The 23,752-nt window shown below is 62.4% G+C and carries 26 protein-coding genes; 11 read left to right on the plus strand and 15 right to left on the minus strand.

Features of this window, described 5'->3' with window-relative positions:
* Positions 1–2: 2 nt before the first annotated feature.
* Both AC5E6W_RS12590 and mazG read right to left on the minus strand, forming a co-directional pair.
* Complete coding sequence (locus AC5E6W_RS12590) at positions 3–815, minus strand: GNAT family N-acetyltransferase (protein WP_491752655.1); 813 nt, start codon at positions 813–815, stop codon at positions 3–5.
* Positions 812–1,675 (minus strand): nucleoside triphosphate pyrophosphohydrolase, encoded by an 864-nt coding sequence (gene mazG, locus AC5E6W_RS12595; RefSeq protein WP_491752656.1) that lies wholly within the window; start codon positions 1,673–1,675, stop codon positions 812–814. Before mazG ends, AC5E6W_RS12590 begins: the two co-directional genes overlap by 4 nt.
* A gap of 69 nt (positions 1,676–1,744) precedes the next feature.
* Between mazG and AC5E6W_RS12600 the strand changes: the two genes are divergently transcribed.
* Positions 1,745–1,963, plus strand: coding sequence for a DUF3311 domain-containing protein (locus tag AC5E6W_RS12600; protein WP_491752657.1), 219 nt, complete (start codon positions 1,745–1,747; stop codon positions 1,961–1,963).
* A gap of 47 nt (positions 1,964–2,010) precedes the next feature.
* Positions 2,011–4,101, plus strand: a complete 2,091-nt coding sequence (gene uvrC / locus AC5E6W_RS12605) for an excinuclease ABC subunit UvrC (protein ID WP_491752658.1) — start codon at positions 2,011–2,013, stop codon at positions 4,099–4,101.
* Between the two features lie 11 nt (positions 4,102–4,112).
* Here uvrC and AC5E6W_RS12610 read toward each other — a convergent pair whose 3' ends face one another.
* Positions 4,113–4,946 (minus strand): SGNH/GDSL hydrolase family protein, encoded by an 834-nt coding sequence (locus AC5E6W_RS12610; protein WP_491752659.1) that lies wholly within the window; start codon positions 4,944–4,946, stop codon positions 4,113–4,115.
* Between the two features lie 35 nt (positions 4,947–4,981).
* The gene (locus tag AC5E6W_RS12615) at positions 4,982–5,347 is read right to left on the minus strand and encodes a VOC family protein (protein ID WP_491752660.1); all 366 of its coding nucleotides are present in this window, start codon (positions 5,345–5,347) and stop codon (positions 4,982–4,984) included.
* Positions 5,348–5,432: 85 nt separating this feature from the next.
* Between AC5E6W_RS12615 and AC5E6W_RS12620 the strand changes: the two genes are divergently transcribed.
* Positions 5,433–5,765, plus strand: a complete 333-nt coding sequence (locus AC5E6W_RS12620) for a helix-turn-helix domain-containing protein (RefSeq protein WP_491752661.1) — start codon at positions 5,433–5,435, stop codon at positions 5,763–5,765.
* On the opposite strand, the gene ypfJ is transcribed toward AC5E6W_RS12620, so the two are convergent.
* Positions 5,766–6,647 (minus strand): KPN_02809 family neutral zinc metallopeptidase, encoded by an 882-nt coding sequence (ypfJ, locus tag AC5E6W_RS12625; RefSeq protein ID WP_491752662.1) that lies wholly within the window; start codon positions 6,645–6,647, stop codon positions 5,766–5,768.
* Between the two features lie 127 nt (positions 6,648–6,774).
* Here ypfJ and AC5E6W_RS12630 point away from each other — a divergent pair, with 127 nt between their 5' ends.
* From AC5E6W_RS12630 to rsmA, 3 genes are read left to right on the plus strand one after another with little or no spacing between them, the layout of a single operon-like run.
* Positions 6,775–8,370, plus strand: coding sequence for an ArnT family glycosyltransferase (locus AC5E6W_RS12630; RefSeq protein WP_491752663.1), 1,596 nt, complete (start codon positions 6,775–6,777; stop codon positions 8,368–8,370).
* A gap of 50 nt (positions 8,371–8,420) precedes the next feature.
* Positions 8,421–9,788 carry an APC family permease gene (locus AC5E6W_RS12635; RefSeq protein ID WP_491752664.1) on the plus strand — a complete coding sequence of 456 codons (1,368 nt, stop codon included), beginning with the start codon at positions 8,421–8,423 and terminating at the stop codon, positions 9,786–9,788.
* A 25-nt stretch (positions 9,789–9,813) separates the two neighbouring features.
* Positions 9,814–10,632 carry a 16S rRNA (adenine(1518)-N(6)/adenine(1519)-N(6))-dimethyltransferase RsmA gene (gene rsmA / locus AC5E6W_RS12640; protein ID WP_491752665.1) on the plus strand — a complete coding sequence of 273 codons (819 nt, stop codon included), beginning with the start codon at positions 9,814–9,816 and terminating at the stop codon, positions 10,630–10,632.
* Here rsmA and AC5E6W_RS12645 read toward each other — a convergent pair.
* Genes AC5E6W_RS12645 through ruvC form a run of 3 tightly spaced genes read right to left on the minus strand, consistent with a single transcriptional unit; the run spans position 10,596 to position 12,510 of the window.
* Positions 10,596–11,300 (minus strand): hypothetical protein, encoded by a 705-nt coding sequence (locus tag AC5E6W_RS12645; RefSeq protein WP_491752666.1) that lies wholly within the window; start codon positions 11,298–11,300, stop codon positions 10,596–10,598. The two genes, rsmA and AC5E6W_RS12645, sit on opposite strands and share 37 nt — an antisense overlap.
* On the minus strand, positions 11,297–12,010 hold the full coding sequence (locus tag AC5E6W_RS12650; protein WP_491752667.1) for a hypothetical protein: 714 nt from the start codon (positions 12,008–12,010) through the stop codon (positions 11,297–11,299). The genes AC5E6W_RS12645 and AC5E6W_RS12650 overlap by 4 nt, the downstream gene beginning before the upstream one ends.
* On the minus strand, positions 12,007–12,510 hold the full coding sequence (gene ruvC, locus AC5E6W_RS12655) for a crossover junction endodeoxyribonuclease RuvC (protein WP_491752668.1): 504 nt from the start codon (positions 12,508–12,510) through the stop codon (positions 12,007–12,009). The genes AC5E6W_RS12650 and ruvC overlap by 4 nt, the downstream gene beginning before the upstream one ends.
* 99 nt (positions 12,511–12,609) lie before the next feature.
* Between ruvC and AC5E6W_RS12660 the strand changes: the two genes are divergently transcribed.
* From AC5E6W_RS12660 to AC5E6W_RS12680, 5 genes are all read left to right on the plus strand, one after another.
* Positions 12,610–13,437, plus strand: a complete 828-nt coding sequence (locus tag AC5E6W_RS12660) for an N-acetylmuramoyl-L-alanine amidase family protein (RefSeq protein WP_491752669.1) — start codon at positions 12,610–12,612, stop codon at positions 13,435–13,437.
* On the plus strand, positions 13,434–14,132 hold the full coding sequence (locus tag AC5E6W_RS12665) for a GerMN domain-containing protein (RefSeq protein WP_491752670.1): 699 nt from the start codon (positions 13,434–13,436) through the stop codon (positions 14,130–14,132). Before AC5E6W_RS12660 ends, AC5E6W_RS12665 begins: the two co-directional genes overlap by 4 nt.
* 4 nt (positions 14,133–14,136) lie before the next feature.
* Positions 14,137–14,964: a glutamate racemase gene (gene murI, locus AC5E6W_RS12670; RefSeq protein WP_491752671.1), complete on the plus strand. Its 828-nt coding sequence runs from the start codon at positions 14,137–14,139 to the stop codon at positions 14,962–14,964.
* Between the two features lie 103 nt (positions 14,965–15,067).
* A complete protein-coding gene (locus AC5E6W_RS12675) occupies positions 15,068–15,448 on the plus strand; it encodes an EVE domain-containing protein (protein WP_491752672.1) in 381 nt (126 codons plus the stop codon).
* Between the two features lie 47 nt (positions 15,449–15,495).
* Positions 15,496–17,190 carry a GMC oxidoreductase gene (locus AC5E6W_RS12680; protein WP_491752673.1) on the plus strand — a complete coding sequence of 565 codons (1,695 nt, stop codon included), beginning with the start codon at positions 15,496–15,498 and terminating at the stop codon, positions 17,188–17,190.
* A gap of 18 nt (positions 17,191–17,208) precedes the next feature.
* On the opposite strand, the gene AC5E6W_RS12685 is transcribed toward AC5E6W_RS12680, so the two are convergent.
* The 7 genes from AC5E6W_RS12685 to shc form a co-directional block, all read right to left on the minus strand.
* Positions 17,209–17,889 carry a phosphorylase family protein gene (locus AC5E6W_RS12685; RefSeq protein WP_491752674.1) on the minus strand — a complete coding sequence of 227 codons (681 nt, stop codon included), beginning with the start codon at positions 17,887–17,889 and terminating at the stop codon, positions 17,209–17,211.
* Between the two features lie 93 nt (positions 17,890–17,982).
* Positions 17,983–18,999, minus strand: a complete 1,017-nt coding sequence (hpnA, locus tag AC5E6W_RS12690) for a hopanoid-associated sugar epimerase (protein ID WP_491752675.1) — start codon at positions 18,997–18,999, stop codon at positions 17,983–17,985.
* Positions 18,996–19,430: a type II toxin-antitoxin system VapC family toxin gene (locus AC5E6W_RS12695; RefSeq protein ID WP_491752676.1), complete on the minus strand. Its 435-nt coding sequence runs from the start codon at positions 19,428–19,430 to the stop codon at positions 18,996–18,998. The genes hpnA and AC5E6W_RS12695 overlap by 4 nt, the downstream gene beginning before the upstream one ends.
* The gene (locus tag AC5E6W_RS12700; protein ID WP_491752677.1) at positions 19,423–19,686 is read right to left on the minus strand and encodes a hypothetical protein; all 264 of its coding nucleotides are present in this window, start codon (positions 19,684–19,686) and stop codon (positions 19,423–19,425) included. The genes AC5E6W_RS12695 and AC5E6W_RS12700 overlap by 8 nt, the downstream gene beginning before the upstream one ends.
* An 18-nt stretch (positions 19,687–19,704) precedes the next feature.
* Positions 19,705–20,163: a hypothetical protein gene (locus AC5E6W_RS12705; RefSeq protein ID WP_491752678.1), complete on the minus strand. Its 459-nt coding sequence runs from the start codon at positions 20,161–20,163 to the stop codon at positions 19,705–19,707.
* 73 nt (positions 20,164–20,236) lie between these two features.
* The gene (gene hpnH, locus AC5E6W_RS12710) at positions 20,237–21,394 is read right to left on the minus strand and encodes an adenosyl-hopene transferase HpnH (protein WP_491752679.1); all 1,158 of its coding nucleotides are present in this window, start codon (positions 21,392–21,394) and stop codon (positions 20,237–20,239) included.
* A gap of 108 nt (positions 21,395–21,502) precedes the next feature.
* A complete protein-coding gene (shc, locus tag AC5E6W_RS12715; protein WP_491752680.1) occupies positions 21,503–23,536 on the minus strand; it encodes a squalene--hopene cyclase in 2,034 nt (677 codons plus the stop codon).
* Between the last annotated feature and the right edge of the window lie 216 nt (positions 23,537–23,752).

Below are 23,752 nucleotides of genomic sequence, written 5' to 3' on the forward strand. Positions count from 1 at the left end.
ACTTACTTGCTGTAGTCCGCGACATTGGCTGGAGCATCGCTCCACACGCCCAGCAAATACGCTCCATCGCCGTCAGCTTTGCGATCGTATCCAACCACAGCAAGCCCACGAGCAAATGCCGCCTGCAGCGCATTCGCATTGCGGCTCTGTACCGCCAGCGCCTCGTCGCGATGCTCCGGCTGCGCCTTCCATTCGTAGATCTTGCTCGGCACTTCAACTCGCTCGACGATCTCGTACGTTGGCGCATCGTCCCGCAGCACGCGCTCCACACGCTCCGAGCGCAGCCACCACTCGGCGTACACACGATCAGTGGGCAGCCCACCCTGCAGCGGTGAACTCGAAGGCCCATAGAAGTTCGGAGCATAACGCCGCACCACAGCGCCCAGGCGAGTGATGTTCATGTGCGCGTTCTTGATCTCCAGCGGATCAAAGGTCCATTCCATCAGCTCGAAACCGCGTGACAAGGCTTCGTCGCGTTGCGCCAGCTTCAACCGTTGACCGATGCGCAGGTTGCGATATTCAGCCAGCACGCCCAGCATGTGCGAATGCAGATACGGGTGGCCATTGCGCTCGCCTGGCAAAGCCATCGCAAAGCCCGCTGGCTTGCCATCGACGTAGGCTCCCAGCACCTGCCCACCGATGCGCGACGCCAGCAGGAACATGCGCGACGGGATCAGATCCTCTGGATCGTAGCCCCACACTTCGCGCTCGATCTCCAGACACTCCAGGCACTCGTCCAGCCTTGTAACGGCGCGGATCTCGATCTCCGGCGACGATCTTTCAACAGCGGTCTGAGCCGCTTCCATAGCGCTCATGCGCGCTCTCCTTCTTTTGGTACAGCTTGATCTTTCGCGAGGCCACGCTTGGCCTCAGCCCAGAGTGCTTCGAGCTCATCCGCACTCATTCCCGCGAGCTCAATCCCCTTCGCCTCGCCAGCGCGCTCCATGGCTGCGAATCGAGCGCGGAACCGTGCATTCGTCCCGCGCAGTGCCTGCTCCGGATCGACCTTGAGATGCCGCGCAAGATGCACCACCGAGAACAGCAGATCGCCGATCTCGGATTCGATGCGCTCGCGATCGTTGGCCTCGAGCTCGGCGCGAACCTCCGCCAGCTCCTCATCCACCTTCGCCAGCACACCCTGCGCATCCGGCCAGTCGAAGTGCACCTTCGCGGCCTTCGAGCCAATCTTCGTCGCCTCCATTATCGCGGGCATGGAGCGAGGAACATCGTCCAGCAGCGAGCGTGGGCCGTCGGCGTCCTCACCCTTCGCCTTCTTCTCCTCAACCTTGATCTGTTCCCAGTTCCGCAGCACCGCATCGGGCGTTGCTGCTTCGACATCGCCGAAGATGTGAGGGTGACGGCGAATGAGCTTCGCGCTCAGGTTGTCCGCGACTTCGCGCAGCGTGAAGCGGCCTTCGTCCGAGGCTATCTGGGCATAGAACAACACCTGCAGCAGCAGGTCGCCGAGCTCATCCTTGAGGTCCGCAAAGTTGCGCCGCTCGATCGCGTCGAAGACCTCGTAAACCTCCTCCAGCGTGTGCCGCTTAATGCTGTCAAAGGTCTGTTCTAGATCCCAGGGACAGCCATTCGGAGCACGTAACCGGGCCATGATCGCTGCCGCACGCCCCAGGCTGGCCTCGAGCTCCGCATCGCGCGGAAGTTCCTGTTCCTTCATCTCTTCCATCGTACAGCCGTGGGCTGCGCGGATGGTAAGCTGCTGGGGAAGGACGCAACGGAGTCGACGATGAGCGAACCCACCAGGGCGAAGAAGTCCGCTACGCAGAAGGGTGTTATCGCCTTTCTGCTAGCGCTCCCGTACGTCTTCCTCTGCTTCCCGCAGATGTACAACCGCGCCACGCCCGCACTGCTGGGCTTCCCCTTCTTCTACTGGTACCAGCTCGCCTGGGTCATCGTGACCTCGGCGCTTCTGTGGATCGTGTATCTCCAGCTGCGCTCTGAATAGGCGACTTTTCGCAGCCCCATCTACACTAGAAGATGGGCTGACGACGCGTGGACCTGCTCGCTAAAATCCGGACACTGCCAACAGGACCTGGCTGCTACCTCTACAAGAACGCCGAGGGCGAGGTCATTTACGTCGGCAAGGCAAAGAACCTGCGCGCCCGCGTGCGCAGCTACTTCCTCGCGGCCTCCCAGGCCAACGCCAAGACCGGCTCGCTCATGCGCGAAGCCGTCGACATCGAGTACATCCTCGTTGGCAACGAGCGCGAGGCGCTGGGGCTCGAGAACAACCTCATCAAGCAGCGCAAGCCGCGCTTCAACATCCTGCTGCGCGACGACAAGACCTACCCGTACATCAAGCTCACGCTCGGGGACCGTCACCCTAAGGTCTTCGTCACAAGGCGTCTGCGCAAAGATGGCTCCGCGTATTTCGGCCCGTATTTTCCCGGCAATCTCGCGCATCGGCTCGTCGACCTGATCCATCGCAGCTTTCTCATCCCCAGCTGCAAGGTTGACCTGAATCGCTATCACCCGCGCGCCTGCCTGCAGTACTACATCAAGCGTTGCCTCGGGCCCTGCGTCAAAGATCTGATCTCTACCGAGGACTACCGCCTAGCCATCCGCGACGTGCAGCTCTTCCTCGAAGGCAAATCCACGGAGCTCGAAGCACGCCTCCACGAGCGCATGGCGGTCGCCGCGGAGAACATGCAGTTCGAACTCGCAGCCCGCCTGCGCGACCAGCTCATCACCGTATCGCAGGCGCAGGACCGACAGCGCGTGGCCTCCACCGACGAGGAAGACGTCGACGTCTTCGGCTTCCACTTCGAGAACCAGATGCTCGCCGTGAACCTCTTTCACCTGCGCGGAGGAAAAATCGTCGACCGTCGCGAGATGTTCTGGGAAGAGCTGCCAGAGATCGCCGACATCAGCCTCATCTCCGACGAGGACGCACTCTCTGATAGCACCGAAGACTCCGACCTTACCAGCGACCGCGCGCTCGAACCCGAACCTGACCACAGTGCACCTGAGATCGCCGCTGACTCCGAGATCAGCGAAGAACACTCCGTGCTCGCCTCGCCCTTCGAAGCAGGAAATCAACTCGCAACTCAAGACTCTCCGCTCCCAACTCAATCAGACTTCTCTCCAGCCACCTTCTTCTCTGCCCTGCTCAAGCAGCTTTATCTCGATCAGACTTACGTACCGAAGCACATCTATGCTCCAGTGGACTTCCCGGACCGCGATCTCCTGGCCGAGGCTCTCCGCGAACGCGTCGGCAGCAAGATCGAGCTTGCGGTGCCGCAGCGCGGCGACAAGCGCTCCCTCGTAGACCTCGCCTGCCAGAACGCAAAGCAATCCTACGATCAGCGCTTCCGCGTGCTGCAACCGTCGATCAAGGCGATCCAGGAGTCGCTGCAGGACGCACTCACGCTGCCAGAACTTCCTGAGCGAATCGAGTGTTTCGACATCTCGCACATCCAGGGCGCCGAGACCGTGGCGTCGATGGTCGTGTGGGAAAAGGGCGCGATGAAGAAGGCCGATTACCGCAAATTCCAGGTGAAGACGGTTACCGGGGTCGATGATTTCGCATCCATGCACGAGATCCTGCTGCGCCGCTATGCGAAGTTCGCCAACGGAGCGCAGCCCACAGGTAAGGACTCCGTGCTGCCGTCGCTGATCCTCATCGATGGTGGCCTGGGGCAACTGCATGCTGCGGCGGACGCGCTCGAGGAGCTAGGCCTGACCACGCAGCCGCTGGCTTCCATCGCGAAAAGAGAAGAGATCATCTACGTCTATGGCCAGGAGGATGAGCCGGTCATTCTCGATCGCCGGTCGCCGGTGCTGCACGTCATCCAGAAGATCCGCGACGAGAGCCATCGCTTCGCCATCAACTATCACCGCAAGCGGCGCGAGATGCGCGATCGCACCAGCGAACTCGATGAGATTCCGGGCGTGGGCGCCATCACGCGGCAGCGATTGCTGGAGCACTTCGGCAGTGTGCGTGCGCTGCAGCAGGCCGCACAGCGGAACCCAGACGCTCTACTCGCCGTCACCAACAAAGCGACGACGGAGAAGATCCGCCGGCACTTCGCCGAGCGTGAGGACGGAAACGGCGCAGGCGAGTTGGTGAATATCCAAAGCTAGCGCTCCTCGGGCTATCTCGACGCAACGTCTCCGTACCGCTTCAGCTCTTCGTACAACATCCCGCCCACGGCCCGATGGGTCGCCGTCGAGGGATGCTCGGCGTGGTAGTAGAAGTACGTATCCGGGCGCGGGCACGGCGTGGTGTCTTCGTGACGAATCTCGCGGCCGGCGCAGCGGTCCGTCGTGTTAGTGATTCCATACTTCGCTGGATGTGCCATCACCTCATCAAAGAAGTCTCCCCACTGCGAGTTGCGGATGACAGCATCGTGCAGCTTCGGCTTCATCATCGCTGGAATCATGACCAGCGAAGGGTTCAGGCGCGCGGCAACGTTGTGAAACCCCGGTATGCTCACAGGCAAGTCCGCGACCTCGAATCGCCGCGCTCCCAATGAATACAGGATCGCAATCTCGCCGGTCAGGTTACTAACGGTGTCGTCGGTGGTGCGCCTTCCGTCGTTGAGCCCTCCCGCGAGAAAGAACAGTGTCGTCGCAGGATCGAAGGTCAGGCTTCCCTTCTTCAACATCTCCGCAAACTCCTGCACCTGGTCCTGCATGCCGAAGCCGAGCAGGAAGCCACCGGTGTCGAAGCCCCTCCCCTCGCCCGTCTGCGCGCCACTCACGGCAAAGTTCACGCTCTTGCCCTGGAGCTTCTTCGCGTTCGACGGCACCATCGTCGAGCCAAGGTGTTGCGCGAGGTACGCGACCGCTGTAGGACCATTGCCATCCACATAGCCGCGGCCTATGTCCGAATAGCTGTCGCCGAAGACGATGACGCGTGTAATGGTTTGCGCCGAACATACAGACCATGCCGCGCCAGCCATGATCCAGAGGAGAAGGCATCGCATGGCTGCATCCTAGCATCGAGAACCGCAGCGTGGTCTCAGCGACTGCTCAGTACGTACATGTTCCCGTCCTGATCCTTGAAGATCGCGCTCGTGCCCCACGGTTCTTTCTTGGGGTCTTTAGCGAACTCCACGCCCCTCGACTTCATCGCCGCCGCTGTACCGAACACATCATCGCAGTGAAATGAGATCGGCTGAAAGCCTCCGATACGATCTTCGTGTCCTTCCGGGGTAAACAAAACAAGGCCGGTATCGGCTCCCGGAATGAGCAGCTCGATCCACCGCTGCTTCTCATTGAACGGCTGATCGGTCGAAACCTTGAACCCACACCGTTCCGTCCAGAACTCCAGCGCTGCGTCCTGATCGCGAACGGGAACGCTTACAAATTTGATGCCACGAATCATGCCTTCCTCCTTGAACTGGAGAATAGGGGCGCCTTCGCATCGCCGCAATTGTCCAATCATCGCTATACTCGTAATCGGTATAGCGATGCCAGACAAAACTGCCTTTCCAGACAAGACCGTTGCCATAGATCACTACGTCCTGGACACACTGCTCCGTGACCTCACCGGCCACGACCGCAAGCCTGCGGCCTTCCTCGTGTACTTGTGGCTAGCCGGGGAGACTGCCCGACGGACCGCAACCGTCGCAATCAGCTATCAGGAGCTCGCGGAGAGCACGGGGTTGTCACGCAGCTCGGCGCAGAGTTCCGTGCAGTGGCTCGTGAAGCGGAAGCTGCTCAGCGTCCGGAAAGCCACAGCCACGGCGATTCCCTCCTACACGGTTCTCTACCCATGGCGCCGGCGAGGCGCATCCTCGTGACTACTGTTGACTCCCACCGAAGGTGTTGCAGCTGGAAATCTGGCCGCTCTGGAAACCCTGCGTGAACCAGTGCTGCCGTTGAGCGCTTGATCCATGCGTCCAGCTCTCCGGACTTACAGCGCGCCCGGACATCTTCTGCAGATGGTCATCGCCGACCGCCGCAGCCGCGTTCAACGCATTCGCAACATCCCCCGGATCCACAATGCCTCGCTGCTGCGCCGAGTGCGCCCAAACACCGGCATAGCAATCCGCCTGTAGCTCCACGTCAACCGAGAGATGGTTACGCTGGGATGGTTCCTGCTGCTCAAGCCGCGTCACCTTCTGTTCCGTGCCCAGCAACTTCTGCACGTGATGCCCCAGTTCATGTGCGATGACATAGGCCTGCGCAAAGTCGGCCGTGCTTCCGCCGAAGCGTTTCAGATCATCCCAGAAGTCGAGGTCGATGTAGACCTTCTCATCGGCCGGGCAGTAGAACGGACCCGTGGCAGCCTGAGCTGTACCGCAGCCGGAGTAGGTAGATCCGCGGAAGAGCACCAGCTTGGCGTGGCGATAGGTCTTGCCTTGCTGCTCAAACTCCTGCGTCCACGTCTTCTGCACGTCATCAAGGACGAAGCTGATGAGGTGCGCATCGCGATCCTCGCCGGTCCCCGCCCGGGGCGTTGGTGAGATATGCTGCGTCTGTTCCACCGGAGCCACCGAGCCACCGTGCAGGAACGCCCCCAGGAAGTTGCGACCGGTCAACAGGCTGATGACGAGCAGCACAAGGAAGCCGACGATCCCGATTCCCCCACCGAACCCGAATCCGCCACCTCCCGAGCCTCCTCCTGAGTCGTCGCGACGGTCCTCAATGTCCCCGCTCATGTTTCCGGGCGTCCACTCCATGCCTTACCTCCGTGCCTCACCCCTTGAATGCAAGGGGATGCGCTGCCAGTCGATTGTAGGATGCGCCAGAGGGCTTGCAAAAATTCCTACGGAACCTCCGCGCATCGTCAGCGTACTCTCTCTTGTGATGGCCTCTTCCACCGTTGTGCGCCCCTACGACCTCGAGCGCAGTGCAGCGTTGCGTCTCGCCGCAACTTTTGCCGTAGCGAACCTGCTCCTCACCTTTGCGCTCACCCTCTGGAGCACGCATATAGGCTACGGTTACTTCCGCGACGAGTTCTACTACCTCGCCTGCGGGCATCACCTCGCCTGGGGTTATGTCGACCAGGGCCCCATCGTCGCGGTGCAAGCGCGGCTCACGGAGATGCTCTTCGGCACCTCGGTCTTCGGTATCCGGGTGCTGTCCGCCTGCGCCGGTGCGGTGATGGTCTTTCTCGGCGGCATGATCTGTTGGGCGTTGGGCGGCCATCGTCCCGCGCAGGCGCTCGCGATGCTGGGGCTGATGCTCACACCTCAGTACATCGGCGTCGATGGTTTCCTCTCGATGAACTCCTGCGAGGCCTCGTTCTGGTCTGCGTGCGTACTCGCGATCATCATGATCCTGCGCGGAGAATCATCCGCAGGCTGGTGGACCTTCTTCGGCATCGTGGCGGGCGTCGGCTTGCTCAACAAACCCTCAATGACGTTCTTCCTGGTAGCGCTGGGGCTGGGCCTGCTGGTTACACCACAGCGAAAGATCCTCTTCACTCGCTGGGCCGCACTCGCCGTCGCACTCCTGCTGCTGATCGCTCTACCCAACGTCCTCTGGCAGATCCATAACCACTGGCCCACGCTTGAGTTTCTCGAAAACGGTCGCCTTCATCACAAGAACGTCATCCTCGGCCCCATCCCGTTCTTCCTTGCCCAGTTCTCGACGATGCAGCCAGTCAATGCGCTGCTTTGGATCACTGGCGTGGTGGCGCTTCTGCGCGGAAAATCGATTCGCAATGGCCGCTGGCTCGGCGCAACGATGCTCTTCTTCTACGCCATCATGTTCGCTGCTCACGCCAAGGACTACTACCTCGAGGGCATCTACCCCGCGTTCTTCGCGGCGGGCGCGATTGCGTGGGAGCATCGCTTCCGCGACACCACGCGGGTTCGAGAGCAACGCCTTGTCGGATTCCCCATCTTCACGACCGTGCTCATCGTGACCACGCTGCTCATCCTTCCCATGGCGAGCCCTGTGCTTGCACCGGCCACCTGGGTCCGCTACACCACAGCAATGCATCTGCCGCACGACAACACGGAACGCTCCGCCACCGGGCCGCTACCGCAGTTCTATGCCGACCGCTTCGGCTGGGAGCGCGAAGTCGGCATCGTCAAGCGCACGTATGACTCACTCTCCGCTGCCGATCAAAAGCGGGTGTGCATCTTCGGCAGCAACTATGGCGAAGCCGGTGCGATTGACTTCTTCAGTCGCAAGGACCACCTCGGCCTGCCGCCCGCATTGAGCGGACAGAACAGCTACTGGGGTTGGGGCACGCATGGCTGCGATCCCAACCTCGTCATCGCACTGATTCATGACAAGCCCGAAGAACTCGCCCAGAAGTACGACTCCGTGACGATCGTCGGCGAGATGGAGGACGCCTACTCCATGCCCTTCGAGCACCACAACATCTACCTCCTGCGCGGCCGCAAGCCCTCGGCTCCATTTGACTGGAAGGAGGAACGCTTCTACATCTAGCTTTGTCCCGAGGACAGCGTGCTACCCTCAAGCTGATTCCTCCGACCAGCATGAGCGAGCGCCCCGGCCACAACGAACTCCCGCGTCTGCTGACGACGAAGCACGCCGCGGCCATCGTTGTCGGCATCATCATCGGTTCGGGCATCTTCCTCGTCCCGCGCGAGATGATGGCCGCGGTAGGCAGTTCCAGCGGCGTTTACGCGGTGTGGATCGTCGGCGGCCTGCTCTCGCTCTTCGGCGCGATGAGCTATGCCGAAGTGGCCGCGATGAAGCCACGCGTCGGCGGTGAGTACGCCTTCCTCCACGACGCCTATGGCCCGCTCACAGCCTTTCTCTATACGTGGACGTGGACGCTGATCGCCAAGCCCGCGTCCATCGCCACCATCGCAGCCGGGCTGATGCGCGTGCTCGGCAACTTCCCTGCCTTCGCCTTCCTCGAACACAATGCAGCGCTGCACATGACCTGGGCGCAGGTCATGGCCATCGCCGCGACATGGCTCATCACCGGCCTCAACATCGTCAGCACGCTGGAGTCTGCAAATCTGGCGACTTTGCTGACATGGCTCAAAGTTTCCCTGATTTTGGCTATAGCGGGCTTCTGCTTTGCCGCAGGCTCACACGGCAGCTTCGCTAACTTCAGCACGCATTTCGCAGGCGCGCGCGGCGGCTTCGCCGGCTTCATGATCGCCCTGGTCGCGGCCCTGTGGGCCTATGACGGCTGGTCGGACGTCTCGCAGCTTGCAGGCGAGGTACGAGATCCCCAACGTGCGCTCCCCCGCGCCCTCGTAGGAGGCGTCGCGCTCGTCGGCGTGCTGTACATGCTGACCAACGCGGCTATCCAGTATGTGCTTCCAGCCAGCGTGATCGCCCAGTCGCAGCGGCCCGCAGTCCAGGCACTCCAACTCGTCGCAGGTCCCTGGGGCGCGGCGCTCGTGAGCATCGGCATGGCCGTAAGCATTGCCGCAACCTTCGTTGGCAGCACCCTCTCGGGGGCTCGCGTGCCCTTCGCTGCCGCGCAGGACGGCCTGTTACCCCAGGCGCTCGCCAGCATTCAGCCACGCTTTCGCACACCGTGGGTAAGCCTGCTGCTGCAAGCTGCGCTGAGCACGATCCTCCTGCTCGTAGTGGGGCGCTTTCAGGCGCTGCTCTCGCTGGCCATCATCTCGGAGTGGCTCTTCTACGCCCTCACCACCGCGACGGTCTTTGTCTTTCGCCATCGCGAGCCGAACACTCCGCGCCCGTATCGCGTGAGCGGCTATCCCGTGGTGCCAGCATTGTTCATCGCAGCGGCCGCGCTGCTGCTGGTCTTCAGCTTCTTCGACCAGCCGCTCACCTCCACGCTCGGAGCCGGAGTGATCCTCGCGGGAATCCCCGCGTACTATGGGATTCGCCGCAAGCCCTTGACTCCACTATCGTGAAACGCCCTGAACTATCCTGATAGATGTGAAGAAGCCGAAGCTAGGCCAGAACTTCCTCGTCGATGAGGCCGCATGCATCCGCATTGCAGGCTCGCTCGGCGATATCAGTCACCGTACCGTCGTCGAGATTGGCCCCGGACACGGCGCCATCACCGCGCTGCTGGCCGAGCGCGCTCAGCGCCTGCACTGCATCGAGCTCGATGACGCGCTCTTTCGCGAGTTGACGTTCCGCTTTCGCGAGCAGCCGCACGTGACCATCCACCACGGCGATGTGCTGGAAACGGACCTCAACGCGTTTGTTCCCGAGGACTCGGACGGTGTCACCGGGACGATCGATGTTGTGGGCAACCTGCCTTACTACATCACCTCGGATATCCTGCTGCATCTCTTCGCCGCAGCACGAAAAGGCCTGCTGCGGCGAGCCATCGTGATGATGCAGCGCGAGGTCGCGGAGCGCATCGCTGCGGGCCCCGGCTCCAGCGACTACGGTCCGCTCTCGGCCTTCACCCAGCTGCACGCCAGCGTCGTGAACCTGTTTACGCTTGGACCAAATAGCTTTTCGCCGCCGCCAGAAGTCGAATCCACGGTGCTGCGGCTGGACTTCGCCCCGCGCTTCGACGAGCTGCAGGTCGAGCCCGAAGGCTTCAACAAATTCCTGCGCTCGAGCTTCGCGCAGAAGCGAAAGACGCTGACCAACAACCTGCGTGCTGCGGGTTACACGTCGCAGCAACTCGCCGCAGCCTGGCCTGCCGAACTGGCGTCTCAGGTGCGTTCCGAGGCTGTCTCGTTGGAGCTGATGGCCAAGCTTTATCGCGCGCTCGAAGCCGAAGCTGCGGCGGGATGAAGCAGCCCTAAGGCCTTCTGGCGCACGATGTCGACCACCGCATCGTCGTTGGCGATGGACTCCAATGCGACCGCGATCAGTTGCGGCTCGATGGCCTTCCCCGCCTTCGCCTTTTCGATCAGCTCATCAAGGTCCCGCTCCATGCCGAGCCGGTCGCCGTGATGATCGCGGTCGAGCCGCTCGCCCCCTTGCAGCATCTCCGCGATGGCCTGAAACGTAGTCGCAGCCGAGCTCACCGCCGGATCGCTGGAGCTCACAAAGCTGCAGGTCGCACGCCCTGCGGAAGACCACGCGATCATGGTTGCTTTGCCGCCGAAGCCAAGGTTGCGCACATGCGCCATGCAGGCCCCGGAGCGTACGTTGGCCTCGGCAGCCAGAAGCAGCTGGGTCGTCCCAGCACTCAACGGCAGCCATGGATTGCGCTGCGCAAGGGCGGAGCCCGCATCGGCATTCTCCCAGTACTTCAGCTTGCCATCCTCACGCACCGCAACGGTGTATGCAGGCACCATCACGCCGAAGCGCTCCATGGTGAAGTAGAGGCAACGGTCTGTGTGGGCTGATTCGGTGCCCGTCCCATGCAACGGACAAACCGTCTCCTGCGCGCGTCCAGCCCGAGCACCCAGCGCCGTCAACCCCATCGCCAGCAGCAGCCACATCATCCTCTTCATCGCGCCGGCGCCTCCTTCGCGCTGTCTTGCTCCGCAGCCACACTTTCCAGCATGCGCGCGGCCCTGCGGCGTACACGGTCGATGACACGCGCATCCTCCGCAAGCGAGCGCAGCACGGGAGCGATGTTCGCAAGCTCCAGCGCGCGGCCCGCCTTGACCTCATCCTCCAGGCTCGTCATCTCCGCATCGAGGCCCAACCGGTCAAATCGTTGCTCCCGCTGCAAACGCACGCCAAACTGGATCGTCGCTGCCATCGCCTGAAAAGCGTCCGATGCTTTCATCACCGCGTCATTATCGGAGTAATTGAACGTGCAGGTGAACCACGCGTCGCCATGCACATAGCTCAGGGTCTTCTGCCCGGTGCTGGCAATGTGCTTTGCCCTGGTCTCGCAGCTTTCGCCGTGCTGCGCTCCGGCCAGCAGCCGTTCCATCGTGGGCTTGCTCGCTGTCACCTCTTGCCAGGAAGGTGCCGCAATCGCTTCCGCAGCCTGCGCGTAGTAGCGACCGTGTCCATCGGCATGAATCTCGAACCCCCAGCGCCTCGGCTCCAGTTCGGCGCGCTGAAAGTCGAAGACGATGGTGTCGATGGGAAGCAGCAGCGTCGTCGAAAGATTACGCGGTAACGGGATCTCTTGCGACATCGGCTGTTGCGCCAGCGAAGCCAGCGCCAGCAGCATCGCGCCACCCGCGACAGCGACGCAGGCCTTCATCGCTTGAGCGCCTCGGCCGTCTGCGCATGGTGGATGTGGCAAATAGCGATCGCCAGCGCATCCGCAGCGTCCGCCGGCTGCGGCACTTCATCGAGCTCCAACAGCCGCGCCACCATGAATCCCACCTGCTCCTTGGCCGCGAGGCCATAGCCCACCACCGAGCTCTTGATCTTCAGCGGAGCATACTCCGCAACCGGCAACCCGCAGTTGGCGGCAGCCAGCAGTGCAACGCCACGCACCTGCCCCAGCTTCAGCGCCGACTTCGCATTCGCCGAGAAGAAGACCTCTTCGATGGCCACGATCTCCGGCTGCCACAGCTGCATCAGCGCGGTCAGCTCGGCGTACACCTGTGCGAGCCGTACCGCCGTGGTGTGTTTTTTGTTCAGCCGCACCGCTCCGGAGCACAGCGGGCGCAGCTTCGGCATGCGAGACTCGCGGTCGGTCTCCACCACGCCGTAGCCGGTGAACTCCGTCCCGCAATCGACACCGAAGACCCGCATAGGGACGAGTCTAACGGACTCTACCGGGCGCTGGCAGCGGCCGGAGCCGGATGTGCATCCAAACGGGAGGTAACCCGCTACAATCAACCCGACGCCCGCATGCCCTTCCCAGACCTCCAGCGCCGACCGGCCGCCTTCCTGCTACTCCTGATCGCCTCGACGGCGCTGCTCGCGCAGAACGCGACGCCGGCAGTGAGTCCGGCTGCATCCAGCGCCGCGCCTGCGCAGCCTGTCTCCGTCCCGATGAACCGCGGCGTCGTGGTGCTCGACCCCGCACATGGCGGCATCGACAGCGGGTCTCGCCTCAGCGACAATCTGGTGGAGAAAGACGTGACGCTGGCCTTCGCGTTCAAGCTGCGCTCGCTGCTCACCTCGCGCGGCTTCACGGTCGTGATGACCCGCGACAGCGATGCGGCGACCTCACCCAGCTCCCCTTCGACTCCTCTTTCGCTTGACGACCGTGCCGGCATCGCCAACCACCAGCGCCCCGTCGCCTGCCTTCTACTGCACGCTACAGGGGCCGGCTCGGGAGTCCACCTCTACACCTCGGACATCGCGCCCTCCGCTGGGGAACTCGCATTGCAGCCCTGGCTCACCGCGCAGGCCGCCTGGGTTGGCGAGAGCGGCAAGCTCGGGAGGCAGATCGCCACAGCACTGGATCGTTCCCGCGTGGTCCTCGTCTCGAGCAACGCCGCCGTCCGCCCCGTCGATTCGCTGACCTGCCCCGCCGTAGTCGTCGAACTGGCTCCCAGCGGTGACGACCCCGCCACCATCACCGACTCCTCGTATCAACAGAAGATCAGTGAGGCGATCGCCGGAGCCATGGTCTTCTGGCAGCACCAGGCGCAGCCGCCAGTGCGCCTTCTGCCTGCGCCCGCTCCGACCGCAACCCCGGCCACGACGACACCGGCGGAGAGCAATCCATGATCCAGCGACATCAGCGAATCGTCTTCTGGTGCCTGGTCGCGTGCATCGTAGGCATGGGCCTGCTGCTCTTCTATGAGCGCCAGAAGGCACGCGACCGCGTCTCGCAGCTGGCGGACAACACCCCCATCGACGCCCCCTACACCACCACCGAGTCCATCACCATGGACCTCGCCAGCGACGACGACGGCAGCATCACTGCCCAGCAGCGGCAGATCGCTCTGCCCAGCGAAGTGACGGCCCGCGCCCGCGCGTTGCTCGACCATCTTGCCGCGGAATATGCGCTTGAAGGCTCGTCGCATCCGCTGTCTCCGGGCGCCATGGTGGACGATGTCTTCTTCGTCCCGCTGCCGGTCGTGGGCTACAGCATTGATCCCTCCGCCAAAACCGGAGCTGACGGCCGCACTCCGACCAGCCTCGTCGCGCCGGAAGCCGGCGCGCTGCAACCGCAATCTCCCGGGGATGAGCTCGCGGTCATCAACCTTCGCGGCTCCTTCGTGAACTCGCACCCCTCAGGCGTTGAGGTCGAGCAGCTCACGCTGCAATCGATCATCGGCACGCTCCATGCGAACCTGCCGCAGATCGAACAGGTGCGCTTCCTTGTCGACGGCCAGCCGCGCGAGACGCTTGCCGGCCACGCGGACCTCCTGCGGCTGTATCCCGTGCGCGACACCACCACCGCAGCCTCAGGTCACTAGCGCGATGCCCGTTCTTGGCGTCTTCGACTCCGGCTTTGGCGGCCTCACGGTGCTGCGCGCCCTGCTGCCGCTCGTCCCCAACGCGCACTACGTCTACCTGGGCGACACCGCACGCCTTCCCTACGGCGCCAAATCCCGGGCCACCATCGCGCGCTATGCCGTGGAGGCCGCGCGCTTCCTCGAATCCCGCAGCGCGGAGATGCTGGTCATCGCCTGCAACACCGCCACGGCCCTCGCGCTGGAAGACATCCGCGCCGCTGTGCGGATCCCCGTCATCGGGGTCATCGAGCCCGGAGCCAAATCCGCGCACGATCTCATCCGCTCCGCCGGGATCAGCATCGAAGCCACGCGCCCCGAGGTTCTTGTCCTGGCCACCACTGCAACGGTGCAATCCCACGCCTACCTGGAAGCCTGCGCGGAGCTTGACCTGAGCGCCGTGGAAGTCGCTTGTCCGCTCCTGGTGCCCTTGGTCGAGGAAGGCTGGACGGACCATCACGTAACCCGCGACGTGATTCGGATCTACCTCGCCGAGGCTCTAAGCCGTTGCGCTCCCCGGGCAGTCATCCTCGGCTGCACGCATTACCCGCTGATCGCGCCGGCGATCGAGGCTGCCCTTCGCGAACTTGGCTCCGATGCTGTGGTGGTCGATGCCGCGCATGCTACCGCGGAGGTCACGTCGCATGCGCTCGGAGCCCACGGGCCTGCAACTCCCCTCGCTCCCGCAACCTTCGAGTGCTTCGCTACGGATTCGGTCGAGAAGTTCCAGCGGCTTGGAACCCACTTCCTTGGGCGGCCCATGCCGCCAGTCACTCTGCTCGATCTCGGTGGCTGAAGGCCAAAGCGAGGTGCGTGATACGTTCTACGTTGTGCGTAGAGTGACCCGCAGGCAGCCTCGACACGTACAACGCATAACGCATAACGGATAACGTATACCCATGCACTACCTCCTCAAGAGCGAGCCCGACAAGTACTCCTACGACGACCTGCTGCGCGACGGCGAGACCGTGTGGGATGGCATCAAGAACCCGCAAGCGCTCATCACCCTTCGCAACATGAAGAAGGGCGAGATGGCCGTCATCTACCACTCCAACGTAGGCAAGGCTGCCATCGGCACGGCCAAGGTCGTCTCCGTGAAGCTCGCCGAGGATGGCAAGACGCCCATCGTCACGTTGAAGGCTGGCAAGCGCCTCAAGCGCGAGAAACCGCTCGCGGAGATCCGCGAGGCAGGCGTCTTCCAGGGCTCCCTGCTCTTCCGTCAGTTCCGGCTCTCCGTGGTGCCGCTCAGCGACGAACAGTATGACTGGCTCGTGAACTGAGCGCCGTGAACTCGACGACGTACCCCGCGACCTGCATCTGAGCCTTTATGGCGAATCCGTACGACGCGATCATCATCGGTTCCGGAGCAGGCGGAGGCACGCTGGCGCTGCACTTGGCACGCGCAGGCAAACGCATCCTCATCCTCGAACGAGGTCCGTTTCTCCCTCAGGAGAAGCTGAATTGGGACACCTCTGCTGTCTTCCTCGACAACCGTTACCACACCCACGAGGTTTGGCACGACCGCGACGGCAAGGAGCTTCACCCTCAGCAGGCCTACTTCGTCGGCGGGCAGACCAAGGTCTATGGCGCAGCGATGTTCCGCATGCGCGCCGAAGACTTTGGCGAAGTCATCCACCAGGGTGGCATCTCGCCAGCGTGGCCCATCCGCTATGAAGACATGGAGCCGTACTACACTCGTGCCGAGGAACTCTTCCACGTCCATGGCGACCTCGGCAACGGCGCTCACGTCGCCGGCGGTCAGCTGAGCGAATTCGATCCCACCGAACCCTTTCACTCCAAGCCCTACCCCTACGCTGCCTTCAGCAACGAAGACCGCATGGGCGCCATTGAGGCCGAAGTCCGCAAGCTGGGCGTGCGCACCTTCCCGATCCCGCTGGGTCTCAAACGCGACGCGACGGATCCCGTGGCCTCCAAATGCGTGCGCTGCGACACCTGCGACGGCTACCCCTGCCTCGTCCACGCTAAATCCGATGCGGACATCAACTGCATTCGCGAGATCATGCACCTCGACAATGTGACGCTGCTGACCGGCGCCCGCGTGCTCCGTCTGATCACCAACGCCAGCGGCACGGCCGTCACCGCGGTCGAGGTCCAGCACGCCGACTCTCGTAGCATCGAACAGTACAAAGGCCACATCGTCGCGCTCTGTGCCGGAGCCGTGAACTCCGCCGTGGTCCTGCTGCAGTCCGCGAATGACAAGCACCCCAATGGCCTTGCCAACGGCTCCGGACAGGTAGGCCGCAACTTCATGTATCACCAGGCGGATGCCCTACTCGCGATCTCCACCAAGATCAACGAAGACGCCTACATGAAGACCTGGGGCACCAACGATTTCTACCTGCGTGATCCCGATCCGGCGTACCCATATCCCCTCGGCCAGGTGCAGCCCGTCGGCAGCTTTCATCACGAGATGATGAAAGGCGATGCTCCGCCCATGACGCCGGAGTTCGTCCTCGAAGGCATGCGCCACCACGCCGTTCCCTGGTGGCTTACCACCGAGGACCTTCCCGATCCCAACAATCGCGTAACGCTCCGCAACGCATCCCCGAGTTCCCACACCGACATCTCCCCCGGCGTCGCGGGAGCGCATCCCGCATCAGGCAAGAGTCCTTCCAACATGGCCTCCGCGGTCACGACCGCGACGCCAGGCCACATCCGCCTCACTTACACGCCGAACAACACGAAGAGCTTCGAGCGCCTCAAGGACCGTTGGGTCGATGTACTCAAGCGCGCCGGCCACGCCGACGCCTCGCTTCCCTTCCACGCCTACTTCAAGAAGCGCATTCCGCTCGAAGGCGTGGGCCACCAGAACGGCACCTGCCGCTTCGGCCACGACCCCGCCACCAGCGTGCTCGATGAGAATTGCAAAGCGCACGAGCTCGACAACCTGTATGTCGTCGATGCCAGCTTCTTCCCCTCGTCGAGTGCGGTGAACCCATCGCTGACGATCATCGCCAACGCCATTCGCGTCGCGGACCATCTACTAGCTGACCGTTTCTAGATCGACGCGGGGAGACCGTTACTCGTGCTCCGCGATGGTCGCGCGCAGCGCAACGTCGAGCGCCTTCAACGCCCGCGAGCTCTCGAGCCCCAGCAGCGCAGCCCGTCGCCACTCGCTGGGATGCAGTGCCGTGTGCAGCGCAAAGGCGCCAGTGCGGAAGTGGCCATCGCGATCGGCAAACAGCGAGAGCGAAGGCAGCTCGAAGTCATGGCCATCGGAGACGGCTTTGAGTACGCGGAAGCGTAGCGAATGTGCGTGCGCCAGGCGCGCGAGCGTCGCGGCCTCCATGTCAACCAGGGCCGCGCTGTAGGTGTCAGCCAATCGCTTCTTCTCCACGATCCCCGCAATGCTGTCGCTGGTCACCAGCGTGTGCGGCGAAGGCTCACTCGCAAAGAACCGTTCGCCGGTGTGCATATCGATGATGGTGCACGCACCCGCGACCGTTCCCGGAAGCAGTTCCGCGGTGCAGGCCCCGGCCAGTCCCGTCGAGATGACCGTCTCGATCGGAGCAATGGTCCGCGCCGCTTCGAGGGCAAGCGTCACGCGGCCCCGCCCCATGCCTGCAGCGACGACGATGGCACCAGGAATCTCGTACAGGAATACCGCACGTGGCCGAAACGCCGGGTGCGGCTTGAGGCCCCGCACCAGCGAGGCAATCTCGCGTGGCAGAGCTGCGATGATGGCGAGCCTGGTCTGCATTGATCTTGATCCTAGCCTCTACGTTGCGCGGGCGGCACAGCTCTTTCGAGTGCCTCTCGAACAGATGCCCAAGGCGTCCGGCAGGATGCGCCGTTATACGCTCTTCGGCGGCTGCGGAGCGTAGCCATTCGCGAGGAACCAACGGCACGCCTCGCGCAGCGCATTGTCTGCAGGAAGCACATGGAAGCCCAACTCGCGCTCCGCCTTCGCGCTCGAGGCAAACATCATCTTCTTCCCCATGCGCACAGCCTCGACGGTAGCCCGTGGCTCCTTGCCGAGCAGCTTGCCGGTAATCGTCTCATCGAAGAACGCGAACGCCGTCGCTACCGCATGCGGCACCTTGTGCTTCGGTGAAGGCAGCCACGTCATCATGGCCAGGCGGTCGAGGATCTGTTTCAGCGTCAGGTTCTCACCGCCCAGGATGTACCGCTCGCCCGGACGCGGCCGGCAGACCTCGTTCGGCTCCAGCACCGCGAGATGCATCCGCGCGATCTCCTCGACATCGACGAGGTTCAGGCCTGTATCGACGTATGCCGGGAAGTTCCTGTTGAGGAAGTCAACGACGATGCGCCCTGTCGGTGTGGGCTTCGCGTCCATCGACCCAATGGGCGTCGTGGGATTCAGCAGGATGACGTTCTGCCCCGCGCGCGCCGCTTCCAGCGCCACCTGTTCAGCCAGCCACTTCGATCGCTTGTAGTGGCCGATCATTGCGGCCTCACTCACTGGAGTGTCTTCATCCACGATCGCGTTGCCGTGGAAGCCCATCGTCGCCACGCTCGACGTATAGACCACACGCGGCACACCCGCCTCGCGCGCAAGGCGCAGCAGCTCGCGCGTACCCTCGACATTGGCCTTGTACATCTCGGCAGGGTCGGGGACCCACAGACGATAATCCGCAGCCACATGCACGAGAGCATCGCAGCCACGCAAAGCCGAGGCAAACGCCACAGGATTGCGAAGGTCACCGATGACCAGCTCGGCGCTTTGCGGCAGGTGGTCAATCTTCGAAGTAGGCCGCGCCAAAAGTCGAAGCGACGCTCCTTCGAGCGCCGCACGGTGAGCCACATGCGATCCGACAAATCCGGTTGAACCCGTCAGAAAGAGCTTCATAGCCCTACCCAATGAAGCTGCACAACCTGGTCTGCCTCAAGCGTACGAATCTCGTTATCCCCTGTGACCAAAGACGTCCGTAATTCCCTGCTGAGTGCGACAGCAAACGCATCTGCGTAAGAGATCCGATAACGGGACTTCAGATCCACAGCTGCATCGACGAGTTGGTCGGAAATAGAAATGAGCTCAATTGGGAGAAGAGCAATTACTGCAAGAGTTCTTTGCTTTTCTGCCTCCGGCCAATGCGATTCTTTGCGGATCGTATAGACGATCTCACCAAAGTTAAGCCGGCACATAACGAAGCGGGCGGCTCCTGACTCCGCCTGGACCAAGAGCTCATCGAACGCAGACGATGCCGGCTCTTTGTGCTTCAACCATTCAAGAATGGGCCAAGCGTCAAGGACTAACACCCGAGGCGGGGTGTCAGCCATGGCTCCACTGCTCTTCCTGGCGGAGTTCCGCCTGTCGCTCTTCTTCCAGCGTCAGGTTTGCATCTCCGGGGTAGTCTGCAAAGATCCCCTGCAACTCGCGAAACCGTTCCCAGGCTTCCGCATTCGTCTGCGGTTTGTGCTCGGGCCGGGGCACCAGCTCCAGCCTCGCGCCGTCACAAAAACGCGGATCATCCTTCAGCTCATCGGGAATCTCTACCTTGCCGTCGTGGATCGTAACGATGGGATGCGCAGCCATGCGATACCTCTCGATGCTCTAGTCCAACTTCTCCGGAGCGATCTGGATGTTCTTTTCCCCGGCAGCCTTGCGCTCCCAGTACTCTTTCACCCAGGTCTCGAAGCGCTTGCCCGCAGCGCGATCCGCGCCCGTAAACTCAAGCCGAGCGACTTCGGAGTATGGGATGTTCACACGCTCCACCGGCACGCCCTCTTTCGGCGTAGGAATAATGCGTACGCGCGATCCGTCCAGCGTCGCCGCGTTGAAGCGGTCGTAGAGATAGCCCTCGACGATCGAGCCGTCCTTGCGCGTGATAGTGACATCGCCGCGATAGTCAAAGGCCTTCTCCAGCGCCTCGCGGATCTCACCTTCGCTGGCGAGCTCCGGAATCCAGCCCTGCAGGTTCTCGCGGTCGCGGCCTGCGATGACTTCAATATCATCGGCGGAGGTTTGCTGGAGCTGCTCGATCTTCAGATGTTCCTGCTGGGCAGTAGCCATATCAGTCCTCGATGCGTCGCGATGGACGCGAGATAGATTCGGAGTGGTCTGTCAACCAAGCGACGGCGAAAGCCTAGTCGCCGGCGACGTGGGCGCTTGACTCGTTGACAGAGGTGTTCACCACCACCGGGTTCGCTCCATTGCTGATCTGCACCAGCGGACCGTGCGAATCGCTCTGCCACTCATTGAGGATCTTCATCGCGCCATCGTCAGCGTAGGTCGGCCGGAACATGTACTTCTTCGCCGTCTCGATGAAGCCCTTCAGCGAAGAGAAGTTGTAGTCCACCGCCGAGGCCTCGTGGCCGGAGTGCACCATGCAATTCGCACAGCGCGGGTTGCCGCTCTTCGCGCCGTACTCCTCCCACTTGGTCGACTCCATCATCTCGTCGAAGGTATCGGCGTAGCCATCCTGCAGCAGGTAGCAAGGCTTCTGCCAGCCGAAGATGGAGTACGTCGGCATACCCCAGGGCGTGCAATCAAAGCTCTGCTTGCCCATCAGGAACTCGCTGAACAGAGGGTGGGTGTTGAACTCCCACTCCTTCTTGCGGTTCGAGAGAATCGCGCGGAACAGACGGCGCGATTTCGCCTTGCCGAGAAAGTGCTGCTGGTCCGGCGCCTTGTCGTACGTGTAGCCAGGCGAGACCATCATCGACTCCACACCTGCGGCCATCAGCTGATCGAAGTGACGCCGCACAGAGTTCGGATCCGCGCCGTCGAAGAGCGTGGTGTTGGTGGTTACGCGGAAGCCAGCATCAACCGCTGCCTGGATGCCCTCCATCGCGATGTCCCACCCGCCTTCGCGGCAGACCGCGAGGTCGTGGTGTTCCTTCTCGCCATCGAGATGCACGGAGAACGAGAGATATTTGGACGGCTGGAAGAGGTGCAGCTTCTCCTTGAGCAGGAGAGCGTTGGTGCACATGTAAACGTACTTCTTGCGCGCCACGAGACCCGCAACGATCTCGGGCATGTCAGGGTGCAGCAGCGGCTCGCCGCCGGGGATAGACACCATCGGCGTGCCACACTCATCGACCGCCTTGAAGCATTGCTCCGGCGTCAACTGCGCCTTCAGGATGTGCGGCGGGTACTGGATCTTGCCGCAGCCCGCACACGCCAGATTGCAGCGGAAGAGCGGCTCCAGCATGAGCACCAGCGGATAGCGCTTGCGGCCCATCAGCTTCTGCTTCAGGACGTAGGTCGCAACGGTAAATGCCTGGGATACGGGAACTGCCATGCCGGTTTGGGCTCCTTCGGAGTGCTCGTACTAGTTTACTGACTTTGCCTCAGCAAGTGTGCTGTCAGCGGGTATTGCGGATGATGCCTTGCCGTGAAACAAAATCGGCTACAGCGCCTCTGCAGCTTCCTTCTCGATCGCCTTCTTGTACGTCGTCAAGGCGAGGAGCGGGAAGTACTGCTTGTACAGGTGGTACCCGAGATAGAAGACCCGCGGGAAGCCCGTGCCGGTGTAGTAGCTCTCGCCATTGCGATTGGCTGCGAGCTCTGACCAGCTACCGTCTCCCTGCTGACGCTCGATCAGCCAGCGCACACCTTTGGCCACCGAGTCCGAACGGGTATCGTTGGCTGCAAGAAGACCAAGCAGCGCCCACGCCGTCTGTGACGGAGTCGAAGGCCCCGTGCCGCGCAGGTTCGAATCATCGTAGGTGCCGCACGTCTCGCCCCAACCGCCGTCGGTGTTCTGCACCATGCGGATCCATTCCGCTGCCTGCTGCACCGCAGGCTCATAGGAGTCGAAGTCCATCGCGCGAAGGCCGCGCAGCACCAGGAAGGTGCCGTAGAGGTAGTTCACACCCCAGCGTCCGAACCAGGCGCCATCCGGCTCCTGCTCCTTGAGGATGAACTGAACAGCCTTCTCCACGCGCTTGTCGCGCCGCGTGTAGCCATAAGCCGCCAGCATCTCCAGGATGCGGCCGGTGATGTCCACGGTTGGCGGATCGATCATCGCGTTGTGGTCAGCGAACGGGATCGACTCGAACATCTTCTTGGTGTTGTCTTTGTCGAACGAGGCCCATCCACCCGACCTGCACTGCATCGCGAAGACCCACTCCACGGCGCGCTGCGTCACTTCATGCTGGTAGCGTTCGCGGGGGTTGTCGACGCACTTGAGCGCCAGCAGCACCTCGCCGGTATCGTCCACGTCGGGCTGATGGTCGTTGTTGTAGAAGAAGCACCAGCAACTGGGGTCGTCGATCTTGACGTTATGAGACCAGTCGCCCTTGTAACGAATCTCCTTCGACAGCAGCCAGTCGGCGGCCTTCACTAGGCGCGCGTCTCCGCGCGGAAGCTCTGCCTCACCGAGGGTCGAGAGCACCTGAGCCGTGTCCCACACCGGAGAGAAGCAAGGCTGCATTCGGAAGGTCGGCGTCGGATAGTTCGGCTCGCCTTCCGGGAAGTCCAGCCCCAGCTTTTCGAACTCATCCATCGCGCGAATGAACTGCGGATCGTCCTGCGAGTAGCCCAGATAGCGCAGCGCGATGATCGCGTTGAGCATGGCCGGATAGATCGCACCCAGGCCATCGGACTTCTCGAAGTGTTCGAGCATCCACTTCTCGGCCTTCTTCAACGCCATCTTGCGCAGCGGGCGAATGTGCACGCGCTCCGCCAGGTGCGCGACGCGGTCCGTGAAGATGAAAAAGTTGCGCCAGCTGAACGGATGCTTCTTGTCCCAGCGCAGGTGCAGGTCGGAACTCTCACGGCCGCCCGCGAACAACTCGTCGATTCCCTGCTCGTGCGGAATCTTCTTGAAGGGCTTCTTCGCGTAGATGATTGACAGCGGCACCAGGATCGCGCGAGACCATGCGCTGATCTGGTAGATGTTGAAGTAGAACCAGTCCGGAAACAGGATGATCTCCGGCGGAACCGCCGGTACGGCGTCGTAGTCGTAGGCCCCGAACGCGCAGAGATACATCTTGGTGAAGGTGTTGCACTCCACCACCCCGCCCAGGGACAGCACGCTCTCGCGTGCCTTCACCATGAAGGGCTCGTCGGCCTTGTGGCCCATCAGCTTCAGGGCGAAGTAGCCCTTCACGCCATAGTTCACATTGGACGGCCCACCCGGGTAGTTGCTCCACCCGCCGTCGTCGTTCTGGTGGCGAAGAATCTCATTGCGCGCGCGCTCCAGGCGACCGGGGTCCCCGGTGCCGAGCAGCTTGTGCATGTAGATGTAGTCGGCCTCGAGCATCACGTCTGCTTCGAGCTCGCCGCACCAGTAGCCCTGCTCAGACTGCTGGCCGAGCAGCCACTCCGCCGAACGCGCGATACCGCGCTTTACCTGTTCCAGCGGAAGGTCGAGTCTTCCAAACCTTGGTTGGCTTGGAGCCTGGGGCGTAGCGTACGGATTCTGGGGCGATGTACTCATTGGCGACAGGCGGAAACGCTTGTCCAGCTCCGGGGCTCCATGGAAACCCATGTGCATTGGACAGACCAGGGGTCAGTCCGGTTTCGTGCGATTTGATCCTGCAACTGCTGGAAATCCCTTATCTTTCGATCATCCATCAGCCACGTACGGAGCTTCTTCGGTACAGAGCCTCCGTCAAAGACCCGGACGTTCTGGAAGCTCAAGCGATACAAAAAT

Source organism: Bryocella sp. (assembly GCF_058498515.1).